This window comes from Streptomyces sp. NPDC001002 (assembly GCF_053599215.1).
In genome coordinates this window covers 1-19,440 of the sequence record NZ_JBSFLV010000102.1, presented here as the reverse complement: position 1 = coordinate 19,440, position 19,440 = coordinate 1, and the positions used below count along the sequence as shown (strand labels likewise).

The window sequence follows — 19,440 nt, the reverse complement described above, 5'->3', positions numbered from 1 at the left end:
TCTCCCGTCCCGAGGCGGACGCCTCTCGTCCGGTGACTGACGCCTCTCGTCCCGAGACGGACGTCTACCGATCCGAGGCAGGCGCCGCCCGTCCAGAGGCAGGCGCCGCCCGTCCAGAGGCAGGCGCCGCCCGTCCCGAGGTGGACGCCTCCCGTTCCGAGGCGGCGTCGAAGCCGGAGGTGGCATGAGTACCGGCTGGCGTCCCGCCGACGGGCCGGCCGTGTGCGTCGGCGAGACCATGGCCGCGCTGGCCCCCACCCCGCCTCAATCGCTGGACGGCGCCGACGAGTTGCGCCTGTCCGTGGCTGGCGCCGAGTCCAATGTCGCCATGTACCTCGCCGACCTCGGACGTCCCGTCTCCTGGCTCTCCGCCCTCGGCGACGACGCGTTCGGCAGGCGGGTGCGGACGGCTGTGGCTGCGGCGGGCGTGGACGTGACCGGCGTACGGACCGACCCCGATCGGCCAACTGGCCTGCTGGTGAAGGACCCGGGCCGCGAGCGCACCCGCGTCCACTACTACCGCGCGGGCTCGGCGGCCTCCGCCCTCGGCCCCGACGTCCTCGACGACCCGAGGCTCGGGTCGGCCGCCCTCCTGCACCTCACCGGCATCACCCCGGCGCTCTCCGCGTCCTGCCGGGACCTGGTGCGACGGGCGCTCGACACCCCGGCCGACTCACGCCCGTACGCCATCAGCTTCGACGTCAACCACCGCCCCGCCCTGTGGCCGGACGACGGCACGGCCGCCACGGTGCTGCGTGAGTTGGCGGACCGGGCCGACATCGTGTTCGTAGGACTCGACGAGGCGCAGGAGTTGTGGGGTGCGGATCTTCAACCGGGCGGTGTGCGGCGGCTGTTGGCGGGTCCGCGCATCCTCGTCGTGAAGGACGGCGGGCGGGCCGCGCACGCGTTCCTCGCAGAGGCAGAAGCAGAGGGCGAGTTCACGGTTCCGGCGCTGCCCACAGACGTCGTCGAGCCCGTCGGCGCTGGTGACGCCTTCGCCGCCGGGTTCCTGGCCGGGCTGTTGCGCGGCGACGACCCGCGGCGCGCCCTGCGGCTCGGGCACATCACGGCCGCGTCCGCGCTCAAGGTAACCGGGGACCATGGGCCGTTGCCGGACGACGCCGTGCTCAAGGGGCTGCTCGGCGCCACCGACGCGGAGTGGCTCAGGCGGGCTGCGGTGTAAGGCGTTTGTGCCCCTTGCGGTCGTAGTACCGCGTCATTCCGAAGCCGAACAGCAGAGCCAGGGCCGCGCCGATGGCGATCATGATCCAGGAACGGGTGAGGCCGGCGTCGCCGCGGGCGTCGAAGTAGAGGACCGCCCGGACGCCGTCGCTGAGTTGGCGCATGGGCTCGAAGTGGGAGAGGAAGCGGTAGAAGGCGGGGACCGCCTGGAGCGGGACGGTCGCGCCCGAGGACGGCAGGCCCAGGACGATGAACACGAACATGGACACCAGCTGGCCGATCCCGCCGAACGCCGCGTTGATGGCCTGCACGCCCAGGCCGACGGCGAGGGAGGCGCAGTAGGAGAAGATCCACAGCAGCGGGATGTGGGTGGCGTCCATGCCGAGGATCGAGATGGTCGCGAGCATGACCAGGGTGACGGTCACGACCGTGATGCCCGCGGTCATCCCCATCTTCAGGAGCAGGGTCTGGGTGCGGTTGATCGGGACGGTCGGGCGGCGGGTGTGCCAGGGGCCGATCTCGTTGTCGGCGTAGCCGAGGGACGTGTCGACGGCGTTGCTGATGACGTTGCCGCCGAGGAAGCCGGCCAGGACCAGCAGCAGCGTGTAGTAGAAGGCGCTGAGGCCGAGCCCGCTGTGGTCGCCGAGGGGATGGCCCACCTGGGTGACGACGTTCACCGGATCCGCGAGCAGCAGCTTGGCCGTGGAGTCGGCCCGGCTACCGGCCGCCGATGTGAGCTGCTTGCCGATGGACTGCGAGGCCTGGTGTGCCGCCTGCGTGGTGATCTGGCTGGCGAGCGAGGAACCCAGGCTGCCCTTGCCCGGGTTGGTGAGCACTGTGATCGTCGGCCGCGCGGTGGCACCGGTCGTCGTCAGTGCCGTGACCGAGTCGGTGAAGTCGGCCGGGATGACCAGGGCGCCGTAGATCCGCCCGGAGTCGAGCTGGTCCTGCGCCTGCGCGCGGGTCAGGGTGCGCCAACCGGCCTTGCCGCCCGCGGAGTTGGAGGTGATGGCGGCGGCGACCTGCGTGCCCAGATTCTCTCGCTGTCCGGTCGGTGGCTGGCCGGTGTCGGAGTTGACCACGCCGATCGGCAGGTCGTGCAGGTCGCGCTGCGGGTTGACGACACCGCCCATGTACAGCAGGGACAGCAGCAGGGCGAGTACCGCGGTCAGGACGGACGGCATCAGCCACAGCTTGGGGTGGCCCAGCAGCTTGGTGGCACGGACCTCGGGGGCGGCGTCGGCCATGGTGGTCCTCGGGGTAGCGGGCGGCGATCGTTCAGCGCTCGGCGTTCGAGCTTCAGGGTCAGGCGTGCGGCGTTCGAGCTTCAGGGTCAGGCGTGCGGCGTGCGGCGTGCGAGCTTCAGGGTCAGGCGTGCGTGGGTCGAGCTTCACGGTCCGGCGTGCATGGTTCGGCGTTCAGAGTGTTCGGCATCCAGCGCCCTTCCGCATCCCGAACGCACTCGCACGGATGTACGTCTGCACAGGCAACCCACAGCCCCGTCGGCCCCTCCTACCCGGTGTACAGACCCGCGTACCGAGGTCGTCCACGGGTGGCGACGCACCAAGAGGAGTGTTCGTTGGACGGCATCGAGACCCCCTCCGCCGACAGCAGACCGTCCCAGGACCAGGACGACCCGGTACGGCCCACCTCGCTGTCCCGCCGCCGCTTCATGGTCTACTCGCTGGCCGCCTCCACCCTCACCGTCGCCGCGCCTCTCGGCTGCGACACCTCCACGGCCCAGGGCGCCACCCCCGCCGCCGCTCGCGCCGCCTCCGACGTCCTGGTGACCGGCACCGACGAGGAGATGCTCGTCCTGGAGGTCACCGCCGCCAACAAAGTGGTCGTCCGGCTGCCGCGCCTGGAGGTCGGCCAGGGCATCACCACCGCCGTCGCCATGATGATCGCCGAGGAACTGGACGCCCGGCTCGTCGACGTCGACATCCCGCTCGCCGACGCCCGCACCCGGGGCAACCAGTACACCGGCGGATCCAACTCGGTCAGCTCGCTCTACGGCCCCGCCCGCGCCCTCGCCGCGACAGCCCGCGCCCGGCTCGTGACCGCCGCCGCCCGGAAGTGGCGCGTGCCCGCGTGGAGCCTGCGCACCCGGGACACGATGGTCATCGGTCCGGACGGCCGCACCGCGACCTTCGGCTCGCTCACCGCGAGCGCCGCCACGATCCGCCGCACCTCCGTCTCCAGCAAGCCGAAGCCGGCCGCCAAGCACCGGGTGATCGGCCGGCCGACCACCCGGATCGACGCCCGGGCCATCGTCACCGGCACGGCGAAGTACGCCGGTGACGTGACCGTCGCCGGGGTGAAGCCGACCGTGGTGGCCCGGCCGCCGACGATCAGGGGGAAGATCGTCTCGGTCGACGACCGGGCGGCCCGTGCCTTGCCGGGCGTGCGCGCCGTGGTCCGCATACCGGGCGGGGTCGCGGTCGTCGCCGACACCTTCCACCACGCCTTCCAGGCTCGCGACGCCCTCAAGATCAAGTGGTCGCCCGGCCCGCTGGCCGGACTCTCCGACGCGGCCGTGCGGTCCCGACTCAAGGCCGCCGTGCCCCGGTTGGGCACCCCGCCGAGCGGATCCGCCCAGATCCAGGGCGAGTTCGAGTTCGCGTTCGTCAGCCATGCCCCGATGGAGGTGCTGACCGCGGTCGCTGATGTGCGCGCCCACAAGGCCGAGTTCTGGTTCGCCAGCCAGACGCCGATGGAGGCGAGGGACGCCGTCGCCGCGGCGGTCGGGCTGCCCGCGAGCGCGGTGAAGGTCCATGTCCTGCGCGGCGGCGGCTCGTTCGGGCGGCGGCTCAACTACGACGCGGCCGTCGAGGCCGCCTTGATCTCCAAGGCGGCGGGCCGGCCGGTCAAGTTGATGTGGAGCCGCAACGACGACATCCGGCACGGCCGGATGCGCCCCGCCAGCCACCACCGCATCCGCGCCAGCCACAAGGACGGCCGGGTGGTGGCCTTCACGCACTCGATGGCCTCGGTGAGCGAGTCGTACGAGGGCAAGGGCGCCGTCAACCAGGCCTCCTTCCGCGGACAGTTGGCGGCGGGGCCCGCGCCCAGCGACTCCGGGCTCTACAACTTCGGCCGGATCTCCGGGGATTGGGGCGGCATCGACCTCGCGATCCCCCTCGGCGCGTGGCGCTCGGTGGACTCCGGGACGATGCGCACCGCGGAGGAGATCCTCGTGGACGAGGTCGCCGCGAGCCTGGGGCAGGACGCGGTCGCCTTCCGCCGTACGACACTGCGGAACAAGGCGGTGAAGGCCGTACTCGACAAGGTGGCCGCGGCCGGGCAGTGGGGGCGGTCGCTGCCCGCCGGGCATGCGCAGGGCGTCGCCGTGCACGAGGAGTACGGGTCCTGCGTGGCCTGTCTCGCCGAGATCGACGCCACCGATCCGAAGAACCCGCGCGTGACCAAGGTCGTGATGGCGGCCGACGTCGGCCGGGTCGTCAACCCGCGCGGCCTTGAGGCCCAGCTTATGGGGACCGCCGTCGACGGGATCTCGACCGTGCTGACAGCCGGGCTGCATCTGGACCGGGGCGCGATCCGCGAGGGCAGCTTCGCCGACTTCCACTGGGCCCGTCAGCGGCACGCCCCGCTGCACTTCGAGGCGCACGTCATGCCCGCCCACGGGGATCCGGGCGGGGCCGGCGAACTCGGCGTACCGGCCGCCTCCGGAGCAGTCGCCAATGCGTACGCCCGAGCCACCGGCACGAAGCCGCGCCGCTTTCCCCTCAACTTCTGACCAGCCTCAGCCCCTGATCAGCTCAGCTTCCGACCCGCCTGAGCTTCTGACCAGCCTCCGAGAAGGTACTCATGCCCTCCCACTCCTTCACCCTCAACGGCAAACCGGTCACCGTCGAGGCCCCCGCCGACATGCCCCTGCTGTGGGTGCTGCGCGATCTGCTGCACGTCACCGGGCCCAAGTACGGCTGCGGGGTCGGCGTCTGCCGCGCCTGTACGAGCCATCTCGACGGGGAGGAGATCCAGCCCTGTGTCGTCGAGGTCAAGGAGTGCGCGGGCCGCGAGGTCACCACCATCGAGGGGCTGGCCGACGGCGACACCCTGCACCCCGTGCAGCGGGCCTGGATGGACTGTGACGTCTCCCAGTGCGGCTTCTGCCAGCCCGGGCAGATCATGGCCGCCGCCGCCCTGCTGAAGCGAACGGCTCACCCGACCGACGCCGACATCGACCGCATCGAGAACGTCTGCCGCTGCGGCACGTACGCCCGGATCCGTGAGGCGATCAACAAGGCGGCCTCGGAAATCACCCCTTGAGTGGCCCGGCTCACATGGCCAGACGGCTACGGCACCGACACCATGGTGCACGTCACCGGCAGGCTGAAGGGAGCGGCGATGTTCCGCAAGGTACTGGTCGCCAACCGTGGTGAGATCGCGATCCGGGCATTTCGGGCCGGCTACGAGCTGGGCGCCCGGACGGTCGCGGTCTTCCCGCACGAGGACCGCAACTCGCTGCACCGACTGAAGGCCGACGAGGCCTACGAGATCGGCCTGCCCGGACACCCGGTGCGGGCGTATCTCTCCGTCGAGGAGATCGTGCGCGCGGCCCGCAAGGCCGGCGCCGACGCCGTCTACCCGGGGTACGGGTTCCTGTCCGAGAACCCCGAGCTGGCGAAGGCCTGCGAGGAAGCGGGCATCACTTTCGTCGGGCCGGACGCGCACACCCTGGAGCTGACCGGCAACAAGGCCCGCGCGGTGGCCGCGGCCCGCGCCGCCGGTGTTCCGGTGCTCGGCTCCTCCGCGCCCTCCAACGACGTCGACGAACTGGTCCGCGCCGCCGAGGAGGTCGGCTTCCCGGTCTTCGTGAAGGCGGTCGCCGGCGGTGGCGGACGCGGTATGCGGCGGGTCGAGGACCCGGCCACCCTGCGCGAGTCCATCGAGGCCGCGTCCCGCGAGGCGGCGAGCGCCTTCGGCGATCCGACCGTCTTCCTGGAGAAGGCCGTCGTCGACCCCCGCCACATCGAGGTGCAGATCCTCGCCGACGGCGAGGGCAACGTCATCCACCTCTTCGAGCGCGACTGCTCGGTCCAGCGCCGCCACCAGAAGGTCATCGAGCTGGCCCCCGCGCCCAACCTCGACCCGGCCCTGCGCGACCGCATCTGCGCCGACGCGGTCCGCTTCGCCCGCGAGATCGGCTACCGCAACGCCGGCACCGTCGAGTTCCTGGTCGACCCCGCGGGCAACCACGTCTTCATCGAGATGAACCCGCGCATCCAGGTCGAGCACACGGTCACCGAGGAGGTCACCGACGTCGACCTCGTCCAGGCCCAGCTGCGCATCGCCGCCGGCGAGACCCTCGCCGACCTCGGCCTGTCTCAGGAGACGGTGAAGCTGCACGGCGCGGCACTCCAGTGCCGTATCACCACCGAGGACCCCGCCAACGGCTTCCGCCCGGACACCGGCCGCATCAGCGCCTACCGCTCGCCCGGCGGCTCCGGCATCCGCCTCGACGGCGGAACCACCCACGCGGGTACGGAGATCAGCGCGCACTTCGACTCGATGCTGGTCAAACTCACCTGCCGGGGCCGGGACTTCAAGACGGCGATCGGCCGGGCCCGGCGTGCCGTCGCCGAGTTCCGCATCCGCGGTGTCGCCACCAACATCCCCTTCCTGCAAGCCGTGTTGGACGACGCGGACTTCCAGGCCGGACGGGTCACGACCTCGTTCATCGAGCAGCGCCCGCACCTGCTGACCGCCCGCTCCTCCGCCGACCGCGGCACCAAGCTGCTGACCTACCTGGCCGACGTGACGGTGAACAAGCCGCACGGCGAGCGGCCCGACCTGATCGACCCGACCACCAAGCTGCCCCCGCTGCCCGCCGGTGAGCCGGCCGCCGGTTCACGCCAGCGGCTGGTCGAGCTGGGCCCCGAGGGCTTCGCCCGCTGGCTGCGCGAGTCGCCGACCATCGGTGTCACCGACACCACCTTCCGCGACGCCCACCAGTCCCTGCTCGCCACCCGGGTGCGCACCAAGGACCTCCTCGCGGTCGCCCCGGCGGTCGCCCACACCCTGCCCGAACTGCTCTCCCTGGAGTGCTGGGGCGGCGCCACCTACGACGTCGCTCTGCGCTTCCTCGCCGAGGACCCGTGGGACCGGCTCGCCGCACTGCGCGAGGCCGTCCCCAACATCTGTCTCCAGATGCTGCTGCGCGGCCGCAACACCGTCGGCTACACCCCGTACCCGACCGAGGTGACCGACGCCTTCGTCCAGGAGGCCGCCGCCACCGGCATCGACATCTTCCGCATCTTCGACGCCCTCAACGACGTCGGCCAGATGCGCCCGGCCATCGACGCGGTACGCGAGACGGGCACCGCGATCGCCGAGGTCGCCCTCTGCTACACCTCCGACCTGTCCGACCCCAACGAGCGCCTGTACACGCTGGATTACTACCTCCGACTGGCCGAGCAGATCGTCGAGGCGGGCGCGCACGTCCTGGCCGTCAAGGACATGGCGGGACTGCTGCGCGCCCCGGCCGCCGCGAAGCTCGTGTCGGCGCTGCGGCGGGAGTTCGGGCTGCCGGTGCACCTGCACACCCACGACACGGCGGGCGGTCAGCTCGCCACCTACCTGGCCGCGATCCAGGCGGGCGCGGACGCGGTGGACGGCGCGGTCGCGTCCATGGCGGGCACCACCTCGCAGCCCTCCCTCTCGGCGCTGGTCGCCGCGACCGACCACTCCGAGCGTCCGACCGGCCTCGACCTCCAGGCCGTCGGTGACCTGGAGCCGTACTGGGAGAGCGTCCGCAAGATCTACGCCCCCTTCGAGGCGGGCCTCGCCTCCCCGACCGGGCGCGTCTACCACCACGAGATCCCCGGCGGGCAGCTCTCCAACCTCCGTACGCAGGCGGTGGCGTTGGGCCTCGGCGACCGGTTCGAGGACATCGAGGCGATGTACGCCGCCGCCGATCGCATGCTTGGCCACCTGGTGAAGGTGACCCCGTCGTCCAAGGTGGTCGGCGACCTCGCCCTGCACCTGGTCGGCGCCGGCGTCAGCCCCGACGACTTCGAGGCGAGCCCGAACCGCTACGACATCCCCGACTCCGTCATCGGCTTCCTGCGCGGCGAGTTGGGCACCCCGCCCGGCGGCTGGCCGGAACCCTTCCGCAGCAAGGCACTTGAGGGCCGCGCCGCCGCGAAGCCCGTGCAGGAGCTGTCCACCGAGGACCGCGACGGCCTGGAGAAGACCCCCCGCTCGACCCTCAACCGCCTGCTCTTCCCCGGCCCGACCCGCGACTACGAGACCCACCGCCAGGCCTACGGCGACACCAGCGTCCTGGACAGCAAGGACTTCTTCTACGGTCTGCGCCCGGGCAAGGAATACGCCGTCGATCTCGAACCCGGCGTCCGGCTCCTCATCGAACTGGAGGCCGTTGGCGAGGCTGACGAACGCGGCCTGCGGACCGTGATGTCCACGCTGAACGGGCAGTTGAGGCCGATCCAGGTCCGCGACACCTCCGCCGCCTCCGACATCCCGGCCACCGAGAAGGCCGACCGGGCCAACACCGGCCATGTCGCCGCGCCCTTCGCCGGCGTCGTCACCCTCGCGGTCGCCGAGGGCGACGAGGTGGCGGAAGGCGCGACGGTCGCCACGATCGAGGCGATGAAGATGGAGGCCTCGATCACGGCGACGAAGGCCGGGCGCGTGTCCCGGCTCGCCATCAACCGCATCCAACAGGTGGAGGGCGGCGACCTGTTGGTCGAGATCGGCTGAGGCAGAGGCAGAGGCAGAGATAGGGGAGGGGGCGCCGGGTGTCGGCGCCCCCTTCGCCGTCCGCTCAGCCGCGCCCCGCTGCCGCCGCGAGGGCCTTGAACTCTCCCCACTTCACCCGGGGGCGTTCGAGGCCGCGGCGCTCCAGATAGCGGTTCGTGGCCTGCTTGGTGTGGCGCAGCAGTCGTATCGTGTCGCTCGGCCGTCCCGAGCCCATCGGCTCGATCACCTTCTCGGGCACCAGCACCCAGCCGTCGCCGGTCTCCCGCAACTCGCCCCGGACCAGGGCGTTCTGCATGTTGTTGAGCTTCTCGTCGTGGCGGTGCACCAGCAGGGAGGCGGGACCCGGCTTCGCGGCGCAGTCGGCGGGGACCTCCACCGCGAAGCCGTCCGCGGTCGGCACCGGCCGGGTCCTGGCGAGCACGGGCGCGCCCGAACCGTCGCGGGCGGCCAGCACCGCTGTCGGGAACCGGGCCAACTGCGCGGCGCCGGGCAGCGGGCTGTCCACGGCCGGCGCGAGGCCGTGGACCGACGCCAACGGAGCACGTACGACGACCTGTTCGGGCGTGACGGTGATCAACAGCCGCAGGTAGTACCACTCGGTGAGGCGTCGCATCGGGGCCGAGAGATACGAGCGGCTGTGCGGCTGCCGCTCGAACAGCATCCGCCAGTAGTCCTCGGCGCCCTCGGGACCCGTCATCACGGTGTCGGGGCTCTCGGCCCGGCCGCCGACGAAAATCTGCGGGGCGTGGTCGAGACCGCTGCCGGTGGGGTCGGAGAACAGCAGGGCGACGCGCGGGTTCCGGCGCACGTTCAGCGCCTTCTGCGCGAACGCCAGGGACGTGGTCACCAGCAGCGTCCCGTCCTCACGGCGCCACACCGCCGTCGGCCACACAAGCGGCGTGCCGTCCCGGCCGAGGGTGACGAACTCGCAGGTCCGGTAGGCGCGCAGCACACCGGGAGGTGCGGAGTCGAGTACGTTCACGTCTGCTTGCTCCAACGATCGTTCACGGCAATGGCGCTCGCAGCCTCCCGGATTCCGCTTGGCACCGGCTTGGCGTCCGCTTGATGCCCCTCCCGACCGGCGCTGAGCAGCACGTTTATCGTCCGTTGAACGGCTTGAACGACGGCTCGGGTAGATTCCCGCGGCGTGCTGCGTATTCGAGTCCTGGGGTCACCGGGCGCCGACCTCGCGGGGAACCCGGTCCCGTTGGGCGCTCCGCAGCAGCGCGCTGTCCTCTCCCTCCTGATCGTGGCCCGGGGCAGCACCGTGCCGGTCGAGCGGATGGCGGACGCGCTGTGGCGGGGCACACCGCCCGCCAAGGCCGTCGTGTCGCTGCACACCTACGTGTCCAATCTGCGCCGGTCCCTCGAACCGCGGCGCCTCCCGCGCACCCCGGCCACCGTCCTGGTCACCGCCCCGCCCGGATACGCCCTGCGCCTCCCCGCCGACGCGGTGGACGCCTGGCGGTTCGAGGACCAGGTGGCCCGGGCCCGCCACGCACCCGCCGAGGAGGCCCACGAACTCCTCACCGAGGCGCTCGCCTGGTGGCAGGGCCCGGCCTTCGCGGAACACGCCGACGAGGACTGGGCCGCGCCCGAGGTGGCCCGCCTGACCGAACTGCGCGCCGAGGCCCGCGAGTTGGCCGTCGCCGCCGCCCTGCGCACCGGCCGCGCCGCCGAGGCGGCACCGGCGGCCGAAGTCCTCGTACGCGAAAGCCCGTTGCGCGAAGAGGGCTGGCGCCTCCTTGCCCTCGCCCAGTGGACCTGCGGTCGCCAGGCGGATGCCCTCGCGGCGGTGCGGCGTGCGGCGGGTGTGTTGCGGGAGGAACTGGGCTGCGATCCGGGGCCCGCGTTGGCGGAGGTCGAGCGGGCGGTGCTGCTGGGGCGGGCGGATGTGCTTCGGGGGTTGGTCGAGGCAGGGGCAGGTGTGGCGGCGGGGAGCGTGCGTGGGGGTTGGACGGGTGGTGGGGCGGGGGCGTCGATGGACGGGGGCGAGGGCGGTGCGGTTGCGTTCGGGGCTGGGCCGGGGTTCGGGAGCGGGCTGGGCGCGTCTGTGTCTTCGCGTGGATATGGGGCTGGTCATGGGTCCGGTTCGTCTGAGTTGACGCCTGGACATGCGTCCGGAAGTCGGCTCGGGACTTCACTGCTCACGTCCGCATTTGGTTCCGCGAGCGGGTTCGCCGGGTCCAGGGCTGCGCATCCCTCCGGGAGTCCGTTCGGCCCGCCCGAGGGTGCCTTCGCGGCCGAATTCGCCGCGCCCGCGCATTCGTTCAGCAGCACCCTCGTTTCGGCCGACGGCTTTGCCGAGGGCTCCCTCGCGTCGACCCGCCCAATGCCCGTACCCACGCCTTCCGTTGAGGTGGTCCGCAACGGGCATGACCTCTTCGTCGGTCGGGAACGGGAGTTGAGGGCTCTGGCCGCCGCCGCGCAAGCCGCGCGGCCGCGCGGCGGGGTCGTGTTGGTGAGTGGCGAGGCCGGTGCGGGGAAGTCCGCGCTGCTGGGCCAGTTCGCCGGGCGGTTGCGCGCCGACGGGTGGCGGGTGGTGGTCGGGCGCTGTCCGGAGGACGAGGGGGCGCCGCCCGCCTGGGCCTGGGTGGAGGCGCTCGGGGCGCTCGCCCGGGACCTGCCGCCGGACCGGCCCGAGGAGTTGGCGGTGCTGCTGCGCGAACCGGAGGACACCGCCGCGACCAGCCGCGACGAGGCGACCGCGGGGCGGTTCCGCACACACCGCGCGTTCGCCGCGTGGCTGCGGACCGCGGCCGGTGCCGGACCCCTCGCCGTCGTACTGGAGGACCTGCACCGCGCGGACGGCGAGACGCTCGCCCTCCTCGAAGCGGCGGCCGACGTCACCGGCGTACCCCTGCTCACCGTCACCAGCCACCGCCCGGCCGAGGTCGGCGAACACCTCCTCAAGACGCTCGCCGACCTCGCGCCGCGCGCCCCGCACCGGATCACGCTCGCCGGACTGTCACCGACGGACGTCGCCACCGTGGTCGACTCCGTCTGCGGCGAGACCGTGGACACGCCCACGGTGACCGCGCTCGCCGAACGCACCGGCGGCAACCCCTTCTACGTCCTGGAGAGCGCCCGCCTGCTGGCCAGCGAGGGCGCCCTGGTCGCCGTCTCGGAGGTCCCGCAGGGCGTGCGCGACGTCCTGCGCAGACGCCTGGCGCTGCTGCCCGCCGGCGCCCTGTCCACCCTCCAACTCGCCGCCGCCATAGGCCTGGAGGCCGATGTCGCCCTGCTGATCGACGCGCGCGACACGGGCGGCGGCGGTACGCGTGGCCTGGACGAGGAGGCGGTCCTCGACGGTCTCGACGATGCCCTCGCCGCGGACCTGCTCGCCGAACCCGGGCCGGGGCGGGTGCGGTTCGTGCACGCGCTGGTCCGCGACACCGTGTACACCGACCTGTCCGGCGTACGACGGGCCCGTCTGCACGCCCGGATCGCGCAGGCGCTCTCCCGCCACCGCCCCGACGATCTCGCCGCGCTGGCCCACCACTTCGCCCGCTCGGGCACCGCGACGCACGCACCGCTGGCCGTCGACTACGCGCTGCGGGCCGCCGAGTCGGCGGAGCGGCGCTACGCCCATGACGTCGCCGTCGACCTGATCCAGCAGGCGATCGACGTGCACACCGCCACCCATGGCATGCATGTCACCGACGCCATCGACGCCACCGACGCCTCCGACGGCATCAACGCCTCCGGCGACGACACCCAACTCGACCGCACAGTAGGCCTGTTGGTGCGGCTGCTCGGCGCGCAGGTCCGGGCCGGTGCCACCGACGCGGCCCTGCACACCCGGCGCCGTGCGGTCGATCTCGCCGAGCGCGCCGACCGGGGCGACCTGGTCGCGGCGGTCTACGGCGCCTGGACCGAACCCTCCCCCTGGCGCAGCAGGTTGGAGGGCTTCTACGACCCCACGGCCCTGGCCCGCCTGGAACGGCTGACGTCCGACCCCGCCCTGGACGACCCCACCCGCGCCCGAGTGCTCCAGGTCCTCGTCGAAGTGGCCGCCGCCGTGGACGTGCCACGCGCCCTGGACGCGGCCCACACCCAGCTGTCGCTCGCTCGCGCCCACGGCGAACCGCGCCTGCTGGCCGCCGCGTTGATGACCTCGGCCAAGCTGCTGCCGCACGAGGCCCACGGCACCACCCGCACCCCGCTGGTCGCCGAACTGCGCCGGCTCGCCGAGGACCACGACCTCCCCGCGTACCGCTGGACCTGCGAACACCTCGACGCCATGACCGCCGGCACCCGCAACGACCCGGCCGCCGTCCGCCACCACACCGAACAAGGCCTGGCCCTCGCCCACCGCTACGGGATGCTGTGGGCACAGGGCCTCAACGCCGCGACCACCGCCATGCTCGCCACGGTCGCGGGCCACTTCGACGCGGCGGAGGCCGCGTACGCGGAGGCGGACGACCTGGGGCGCCGCGTCGGCGCCCGCCACGCCACCCGCCTGCGCACCCTGGGCCTGATCACCATCCGGCTCGCCCAGGGCCGCACGGCCGAGATCGAGCCCCTGATGCGGGACGTCTACGACGCCGTGGGCGCCCCCGTCGGAGTGGCGCTCGCGCTCGGTCTGGCCCTCCTCGGCAGACTGGACGAGGCGCGGGAAGTGCGGTGTCCCGACGCGATCGTGACCGACCACCTCTACGGCATCGACCTCGACTTCCGCTCCCAACTCGCCGTCATGCACGGTGACTTGGACGCGGCCACCGTCCTGATCGAGCACCTGTTGCCGCTCCGGAACCAGCTCGCCGGAGCGGCCGGTGCCGCCTACGCCACCCGACCGCTCACGCACGCCCTCGCCGACCTGTACCGCCTTCTCGGCGAGGACCGTGCCGCCGCCGACCACTACGCCCTCGCCGAACGCACGGCCCGCGCCTGGTCGTCGACCCACCTCGCCGGCAACGCCCGCCGTGCGGCAGGGGAGTTGGCCGCGGCACAGGGCCGCCGACGGACCTTCGCGACGTAGAAGAGGAGTTCACGGAAGGGCGCCCGCGGGGGAGCGCACCGCGTCCCGCAGGCGGGCCGCGTCCTGGCTCGGGGGTGCGCCGAACTGGCGGCGGTACTCGCGGCTGAACTGCGACGGGTTGTCGTAGCCGACGCGATGGCCGACCCCAGTGACATCGCCTGGGTGGGTGGCGAGCAGCAGGCGGGCCTCCTGCAGCCTGATCTGCTTCTGGAACTGGATGGGGCTCATCGCGGTCACCGCCTGGAAGTTGCGGTAGAAGGCGGAGACGCTCATGCCGGACAGGCGTGCCACGTCCTCGACCCGGAACGGCTGCGCGTAGTGCTCACGGATCCAGCGCACGGCCCGGGAGACATGGCTGAGACTGCTGTCGGCGAGGCCGAGTTGGCGTACGGTCGCGCCCTGCTCGCCGGTGATCAGCCGCCACAGGATCTCGCGCTTGACCAGCGGGGCCAGGACGGCCCGGTCGCGGGGCTCGTCGAGCAGGCGCAGCAACCGGACCACCGCGTCCAGCAGGGCGTCCGGAGCGTCACTGACGTAGATCCCCGACGCGGCGGCGCCGTTGGTGCGGGGCGCGTCACCCGCGCCGGCCAGGAGCAGCAGCTCGGCGACGGCGGACGGCTCCAGGGTGAGGCCGAACCCCAGCGCGGGATGGTCGGGGTCGGCCTGTGTGAACTGTCCGGTGACGGGCAGGTCGACCGACGCGACCAGGTACTGCCCGGCGTGGTACTCGAACACCCGGTCGCCCAGCGCGAGGCGTTTGGCGCCCTGCGCGATGACCGCCAGCACCGTCCCGGACGTCGAGGGCGCCGGCGGATCCGACCGGTCGACCTTGGAGATGAGCACCCCGTCGATGGCGGTGGTCCAGCCGGGCCGGGCATGCCGGTCCAGCAGGGTGCGGAGCTCTTCGAGGTGCATGAGAACAGTGCAGCACGATTCCGGGCCCTGAGTCCCGTCAGCGGGAGGATCGTGCAAGGACGGGCGAGCATCGTCGAGGGGCGGGGCGCGCACTTCGGAGGGCGAGCGGCGCGCATTCCGGAGGGTGGGTGTCGTACTCCCAGGAACGCGGCTCCTGCGAGAACCGTGGCCTGGTTGCCCGAGCGCCGGACCGCGAGCGTGGAGCCATGAACACGAACGCGGACACGGACATGAACACGGCACCGCACCCCTTCGTCGGCATGTGGGTGACGGCGGACGGGCACATCCGTCAGGAGCTTCTCCCGAACGGCCGCTACGACGAGGCCCGGGGCAACCGGCCGAGCGCCTACACGGGCAGCTACACCGTCACCGGCGACCACATCGACTACGTCGACGACACCGGCTTCACCGCGACGGGTGACGTCCGGGACGGTGTGCTCTTCCACGAGCACCTCGTCCTGTACCGGGAGGGCACCGGCCCGCAGGGGTGACCGACATGGAGAGCCTGGAACTGATCGTCGTCGTGTCCGTCGGTGTCCTGGCGATGGGCTGGCTGTCGCGCCGCACGGGAGTGAGCGAACCGCTGCTCCTGCTCGGTGCGGGCTGCCTGGTGGGGCTGACGCCGGCCTTCGACTCGTTCGCGCTGTCGCCCGACGTCGTCCTGTTCCTGTTCCTGCCAGCCCTGCTGTACTGGGAGGCGCTGACCTCCTCGGTGCGCGAGATCCGCAACAACCTCCGCAGCATCGCCCTGCAGTCCACCGGCCTGGTCCTCGCCACCGCGGTCGCCGTCGCCGCCGTGGCCCACGCGCTGGGCTACGGCTGGCCCATCGCCTTCGTCCTCGGCGCCGTCCTGGCCCCCACCGACGCGGCGGCGGTGGCGACCGTGGCCAAGGCCATGCCCCGCCGCATCCTGACCGTCCTGCGCACCGAGAGCCTCCTGAACGACGGGACCGCCCTGGTCCTGCTGGCCGTGACCATCGAGGTCGTCACCGACGAACACCCCTTCACCTGGACCGGCACGGCGATCGCCTTCGCCGAGTCGTACGCCGGCGGGATCCTGATCGGCGTCGCCGTCGCGCTGCTCCTGGTCCCGGTCCGGCGCCGGTTGCCCGAGCCTCTTCTGCACAGCGTCCTGAGCGTCGCCACGCCCTTCCTCGCCTATCTCCCCGCCGAACTCCTGCATGTGTCCGGCGTTCTCGCGGTCGTCGCCTGCGGTCTGGTGACCGCCTGGTTCGGCCCGCGCGTGATCGGATCCGAGGCCCGCATCCAGGCCATCGCCTTCTGGGAGGTGGCCAGTTACCTGCTCAACAGCGCACTGTTCATTCTCGTCGGCATCCAACTGCCTGCCGCCGTCAGGGCATTGACCTCCGTCTCGCTGTTGCAGGCGACGGTCGCCGGGCTCGCCGTGGCCGTCGCCGTGTTCGGGACCCGCCTGCTGTGGTTCTACTCGGTGCCCTATCTGGTACGGCTCCTGGACCGCCGCCCTCAGCAACGGGACCGCCGTATCACCGCCCCCCAACGCCTGCCGCTGGCGTGGGCCGGGATGCGCGGAGCCATCTCGCTGGCCGCGGCCCTGACCGTGCCCACGCTGACCGCAGACGGGCATGCCGTCGGGCAACGCGATGCGGTCGTCTTCATCACGACGGTCGTCATCGTCCTCACCCTCGCCCTCCTCGGCCCCACCCTGCCGACCGTGGTCCGCCGGGCGCGCTTCCCCGAGGACGAGGACAAGTCGGCTGAACTCGCTTTGGCGCGCGGTGAGTTGAGCGGTGCCGCGCTGCGTGCCCTGCCGGAGTTGGCGCGCCGGTTCGAGGTCCCCGAGGCGGAGACCCTCCGTATGACCCAGGACATCGAGGACCGTACGACCCCCGCTCCAGACACCGCACGACACCAGGAAAACCGTCGGCACCTCCAACTCGCCCTGCTCCAGGTCAAACGGGACACCCTCACCGACCTGCGCGACTCCGGCCGCATCGACGACATCGTCCTGCGGACCGTCCAGGAGGTGCTTGACGTGGAGGAGGTGCGCCTGGGGCGAGGGGCCGGTCCGTCGGCGTCACCGGCCTCGGGTGACGACACCGCGCATTCCTGACGGACACTTCCAGCTCCGTCGCCGTTTAGGCTCGGACCTTCGTCCGTTCATCTCCCTTGATCCGAGAGGTACTTGTCACCGGTATGCGAATATTGAGCCGCCCCGCGAGACACGCACACCTGCTCAGGCGGACAGCCGCCCTGGCGACAACGGCCCTCCTGCTCGGCGCATGCGGTGAGTCCCAGGCAGGGGCGCCCCCGAGTCCCTCGGGCAAGCCTTCGGTCCCCTCGTGTGTGACGTCGTCCGGGTACCTGCTGGCCGACATCGACGGTGACGGCCGTACCGACCGCGTCTCCGACCCCTCCCGCACCGGCGCGCGACTCACCGTCGAGTTCGGGGAGAAGACCGGCTACGGCAAGCCGGTCGGGGTGCGGAAGCTGGTCGGTGACTCCGGCGGCGGGGAGAAGGACGTGGTGGGGGCGGTCGCCGACTTCGACGGCGACGGGTGGAGCGACCTGGCCGTCGTGGCCACCGGGCAGAGCCAGGGCGACGACCCGATCAAGCCGAAGGTGGCCAAACTGGTGTCGGGCCCCTTCTCCGCCTCCGGCCGAGGACAGCACACCCGGAATCTCGACCTCGTCGAGACCCGTGGCGTCTCCGTGGCCGACTACAACCACGACTCCCGCCCCGACCTCGCGGTGTTCTCCTACAGCGGCGACGGCGTCTACCAGACGGAGACCCGCCTCGGCAGCGAGGACACGGGCCTCGGCGAGGCGTCCGAGGACTCGGCGAGGTACACCAAGTACGTGTACGCGAGCAGACCGGTCACCCTGCCTCCCGCCGGGCTGAGCAAGTTCTATCCGAAGTGCGGGAAGGTCGACGACCAGGGATGACGTGGTGATGGGTGGTACCGAGGTGCAGGGAGCCCGTTGAGGCTCGCACCCCGTCCCTGGGTGCGCCGCACCTAGGGAAACGGCGGCCTGGTTGGGGTGCGGGCGCGGATCGAGGCTGGGACCACAAGCCACTCGGCCCAGCCTCAGCGCCTCCCGAAAGGGGCCCGTCATGAACGCCAACGACACCACCAGCGCCGGCCTTCTCGAACAACTCCGACGTCAGTCCACCGACCCGCGTCGGCGCATCCTGTTCACCGGCGCGACCGTCGTCACGATGGACCCGGAGCTGGGCATCCTCCACGACAGCGACCTGCTCGTCGAGGGCGACACCATCGCCGCGATCGGCCCGGACCTGACCGAGCGGGCCGGGGAGGGCGCGGTGGTCGTCGACGCCTCCGGCACGATCCTGGCCCCCGGGTTCGTCGACACCCACCGGCACGCCTGGGAAGCCCAGTTGCGCCGGATCATGCCCGACGTCGACGACCTCAGCGGCTATGTGATGACCACCCTCGCAGGCTACGCCACCGTCTACCGCCCGGAAGACATGTACATCGGTACGAAGTTGGCGGCCCTGACCGCGCTCGACAGCGGCATCACCACCATGCTCGACTTCTCCCACAACTCCCGTACTCGCGAGCACTCCGACGCCGCGATCGAGGCCCTCCGGGACACCGGCATCCGAGGCGTCCACGCCTCCATGGGCCCGCACTTCGGGAACTGGGACCACCAGTGGCCGGCCGACCTGACCCGCCTCAAGGACCGGTACTTCAGCAGCGACGACCAACTCCTCACCCTCCGCCTCGCGACGCTGGCCACCGACGAGATCGCCGGACCTGCCCTCGCCTACGGTCCCGAACTCGCCCGCACCGCAGCCGACTTGGGCATCGGCGTCAGCGTCGACGCGGTCTTCGGCAAGGCATCCTCGGAGGCCGTACTGTCCTGGGCCGAACACGGCATCCTCGGCCCCGATGTCACCCTCATCCACGCCACCGGCCTGACCGCCGAGGCGTGGAAGGCGATGGGGGAGTCCGGCACCACGGTCGCCCTCGCCCCCACCTCCGACGCGCAGATCGGACTGGAGACGGCGATCCCCGCCGTGGACGAGGCGCTCGCCGTCGGCATCCGCCCCGGCCTGAGCATCGACGTCGAAGTCGCCCTCGCCAGCGACCTGTTCGCCCAGATGCGGGCCCTGCTCGCGATCCAGCGGATGCGCGCGGTCAACGCCGCGTACGGCACGGGCGGCGACCTCTCCCGCATCACCACGCACGACGTCCTGGACTTCGCCACCCTCCAGGGCGCGCGCACCAACGGCCTCGGCGACGTCACCGGTTCCCTCACTCCCGGCAAGAAGGCCGACCTGCTGGTCGTCCAGGCCGAGGACTTGAACAACATGCCCCTCAACGACCCGATCGGCACGCTGGTGTTGGGCTCCGACCCCCGCAACATCACCGCTGTGCTGGTCAACGGCCGTCCCCGCAAGTGGAACGGGGAGGTCCTCGACGTGAACCTCCCCGCCCTGCGCGCCGAGGTCAACGCCTCGCGCACGTACGTGCTCGACACGCCGGCCGGCTGACGGGGCTTCGGGCATGCGCGATCGGCGCCCGGCCACCGGCCGGGCAAGTTGGCGGCGGTGGTCGTGGGGCGCGGGGGCCGACGGGTCGTGGGCGGTGGACTCGTGGGACATGGCGGGCTCC

At 72.1% G+C, this 19,440-nt stretch carries 12 protein-coding genes; 9 read left to right on the top strand and 3 right to left on the bottom strand.

What is annotated here, in order from left to right; all coding sequences use genetic code 11:
- Nucleotides 1-184 precede the first annotated feature (184 nt).
- Nucleotides 185-1,183 (top strand): sugar kinase, encoded by a 999-nt coding sequence (locus tag ACWDR3_RS34215; protein WP_450356441.1) that lies wholly within the window; start codon nucleotides 185-187, stop codon nucleotides 1,181-1,183.
- On the opposite strand, the gene ACWDR3_RS34210 is transcribed toward ACWDR3_RS34215, so the two are convergent.
- Nucleotides 1,164-2,429, bottom strand: coding sequence for a YhgE/Pip domain-containing protein (locus tag ACWDR3_RS34210; protein WP_450356440.1), 1,266 nt, complete (start codon nucleotides 2,427-2,429; stop codon nucleotides 1,164-1,166). The genes ACWDR3_RS34215 and ACWDR3_RS34210 overlap by 20 nt on opposite strands.
- A gap of 425 nt (nucleotides 2,430-2,854) precedes the next feature.
- Between ACWDR3_RS34210 and ACWDR3_RS34205 the strand changes: the two genes are divergently transcribed.
- From ACWDR3_RS34205 to ACWDR3_RS34195, 3 genes are all read left to right on the top strand, one after another.
- The gene (locus tag ACWDR3_RS34205) at nucleotides 2,855-4,939 is read left to right on the top strand and encodes a molybdopterin cofactor-binding domain-containing protein (RefSeq protein ID WP_450356452.1); all 2,085 of its coding nucleotides are present in this window, start codon (nucleotides 2,855-2,857) and stop codon (nucleotides 4,937-4,939) included.
- 71 nt (nucleotides 4,940-5,010) lie between these two features.
- Complete coding sequence (locus ACWDR3_RS34200) at nucleotides 5,011-5,472, top strand: (2Fe-2S)-binding protein (protein WP_450356439.1); 462 nt, start codon at nucleotides 5,011-5,013, stop codon at nucleotides 5,470-5,472.
- 78 nt (nucleotides 5,473-5,550) lie between these two features.
- Entirely contained in the window at nucleotides 5,551-8,925 is a 3,375-nt protein-coding gene (locus ACWDR3_RS34195; RefSeq protein WP_450356451.1) for a pyruvate carboxylase, read from the top strand.
- Between the two features lie 64 nt (nucleotides 8,926-8,989).
- Here the strand turns inward: ACWDR3_RS34195 and ACWDR3_RS34190 are convergent, their stop codons facing one another.
- Nucleotides 8,990-9,907: a pyridoxamine 5'-phosphate oxidase family protein gene (locus tag ACWDR3_RS34190; protein ID WP_450356438.1), complete on the bottom strand. Its 918-nt coding sequence runs from the start codon at nucleotides 9,905-9,907 to the stop codon at nucleotides 8,990-8,992.
- Between the two features lie 300 nt (nucleotides 9,908-10,207).
- Between ACWDR3_RS34190 and ACWDR3_RS34185 the strand changes: the two genes are divergently transcribed.
- Entirely contained in the window at nucleotides 10,208-13,906 is a 3,699-nt protein-coding gene (locus ACWDR3_RS34185) for a BTAD domain-containing putative transcriptional regulator (protein ID WP_450356450.1), read from the top strand.
- Nucleotides 13,907-13,915: 9 nt separating this feature from the next.
- Here ACWDR3_RS34185 and ACWDR3_RS34180 read toward each other — a convergent pair whose 3' ends face one another.
- The gene (locus ACWDR3_RS34180; RefSeq protein ID WP_450356437.1) at nucleotides 13,916-14,821 is read right to left on the bottom strand and encodes an AraC family transcriptional regulator; all 906 of its coding nucleotides are present in this window, start codon (nucleotides 14,819-14,821) and stop codon (nucleotides 13,916-13,918) included.
- A gap of 206 nt (nucleotides 14,822-15,027) precedes the next feature.
- Here ACWDR3_RS34180 and ACWDR3_RS34175 point away from each other — a divergent pair, with 206 nt between their 5' ends.
- The 4 genes from ACWDR3_RS34175 to ACWDR3_RS34160 all read left to right on the top strand — a co-directional run bounded on the left by ACWDR3_RS34175 (nucleotide 15,028) and on the right by ACWDR3_RS34160 (nucleotide 19,319).
- Nucleotides 15,028-15,312, top strand: coding sequence for an Atu4866 domain-containing protein (locus ACWDR3_RS34175; protein WP_450356436.1), 285 nt, complete (start codon nucleotides 15,028-15,030; stop codon nucleotides 15,310-15,312).
- Between the two features lie 5 nt (nucleotides 15,313-15,317).
- Nucleotides 15,318-16,913, top strand: a complete 1,596-nt coding sequence (locus tag ACWDR3_RS34170; protein ID WP_450356435.1) for a Na+/H+ antiporter — start codon at nucleotides 15,318-15,320, stop codon at nucleotides 16,911-16,913.
- Nucleotides 16,914-17,146: 233 nt separating this feature from the next.
- Nucleotides 17,147-17,746 carry an FG-GAP repeat domain-containing protein gene (locus ACWDR3_RS34165; RefSeq protein ID WP_450356434.1) on the top strand — a complete coding sequence of 200 codons (600 nt, stop codon included), beginning with the start codon at nucleotides 17,147-17,149 and terminating at the stop codon, nucleotides 17,744-17,746.
- A gap of 169 nt (nucleotides 17,747-17,915) precedes the next feature.
- Entirely contained in the window at nucleotides 17,916-19,319 is a 1,404-nt protein-coding gene (locus ACWDR3_RS34160; protein WP_450356433.1) for an amidohydrolase family protein, read from the top strand.
- Nucleotides 19,320-19,440: the final 121 nt, after the last annotated feature.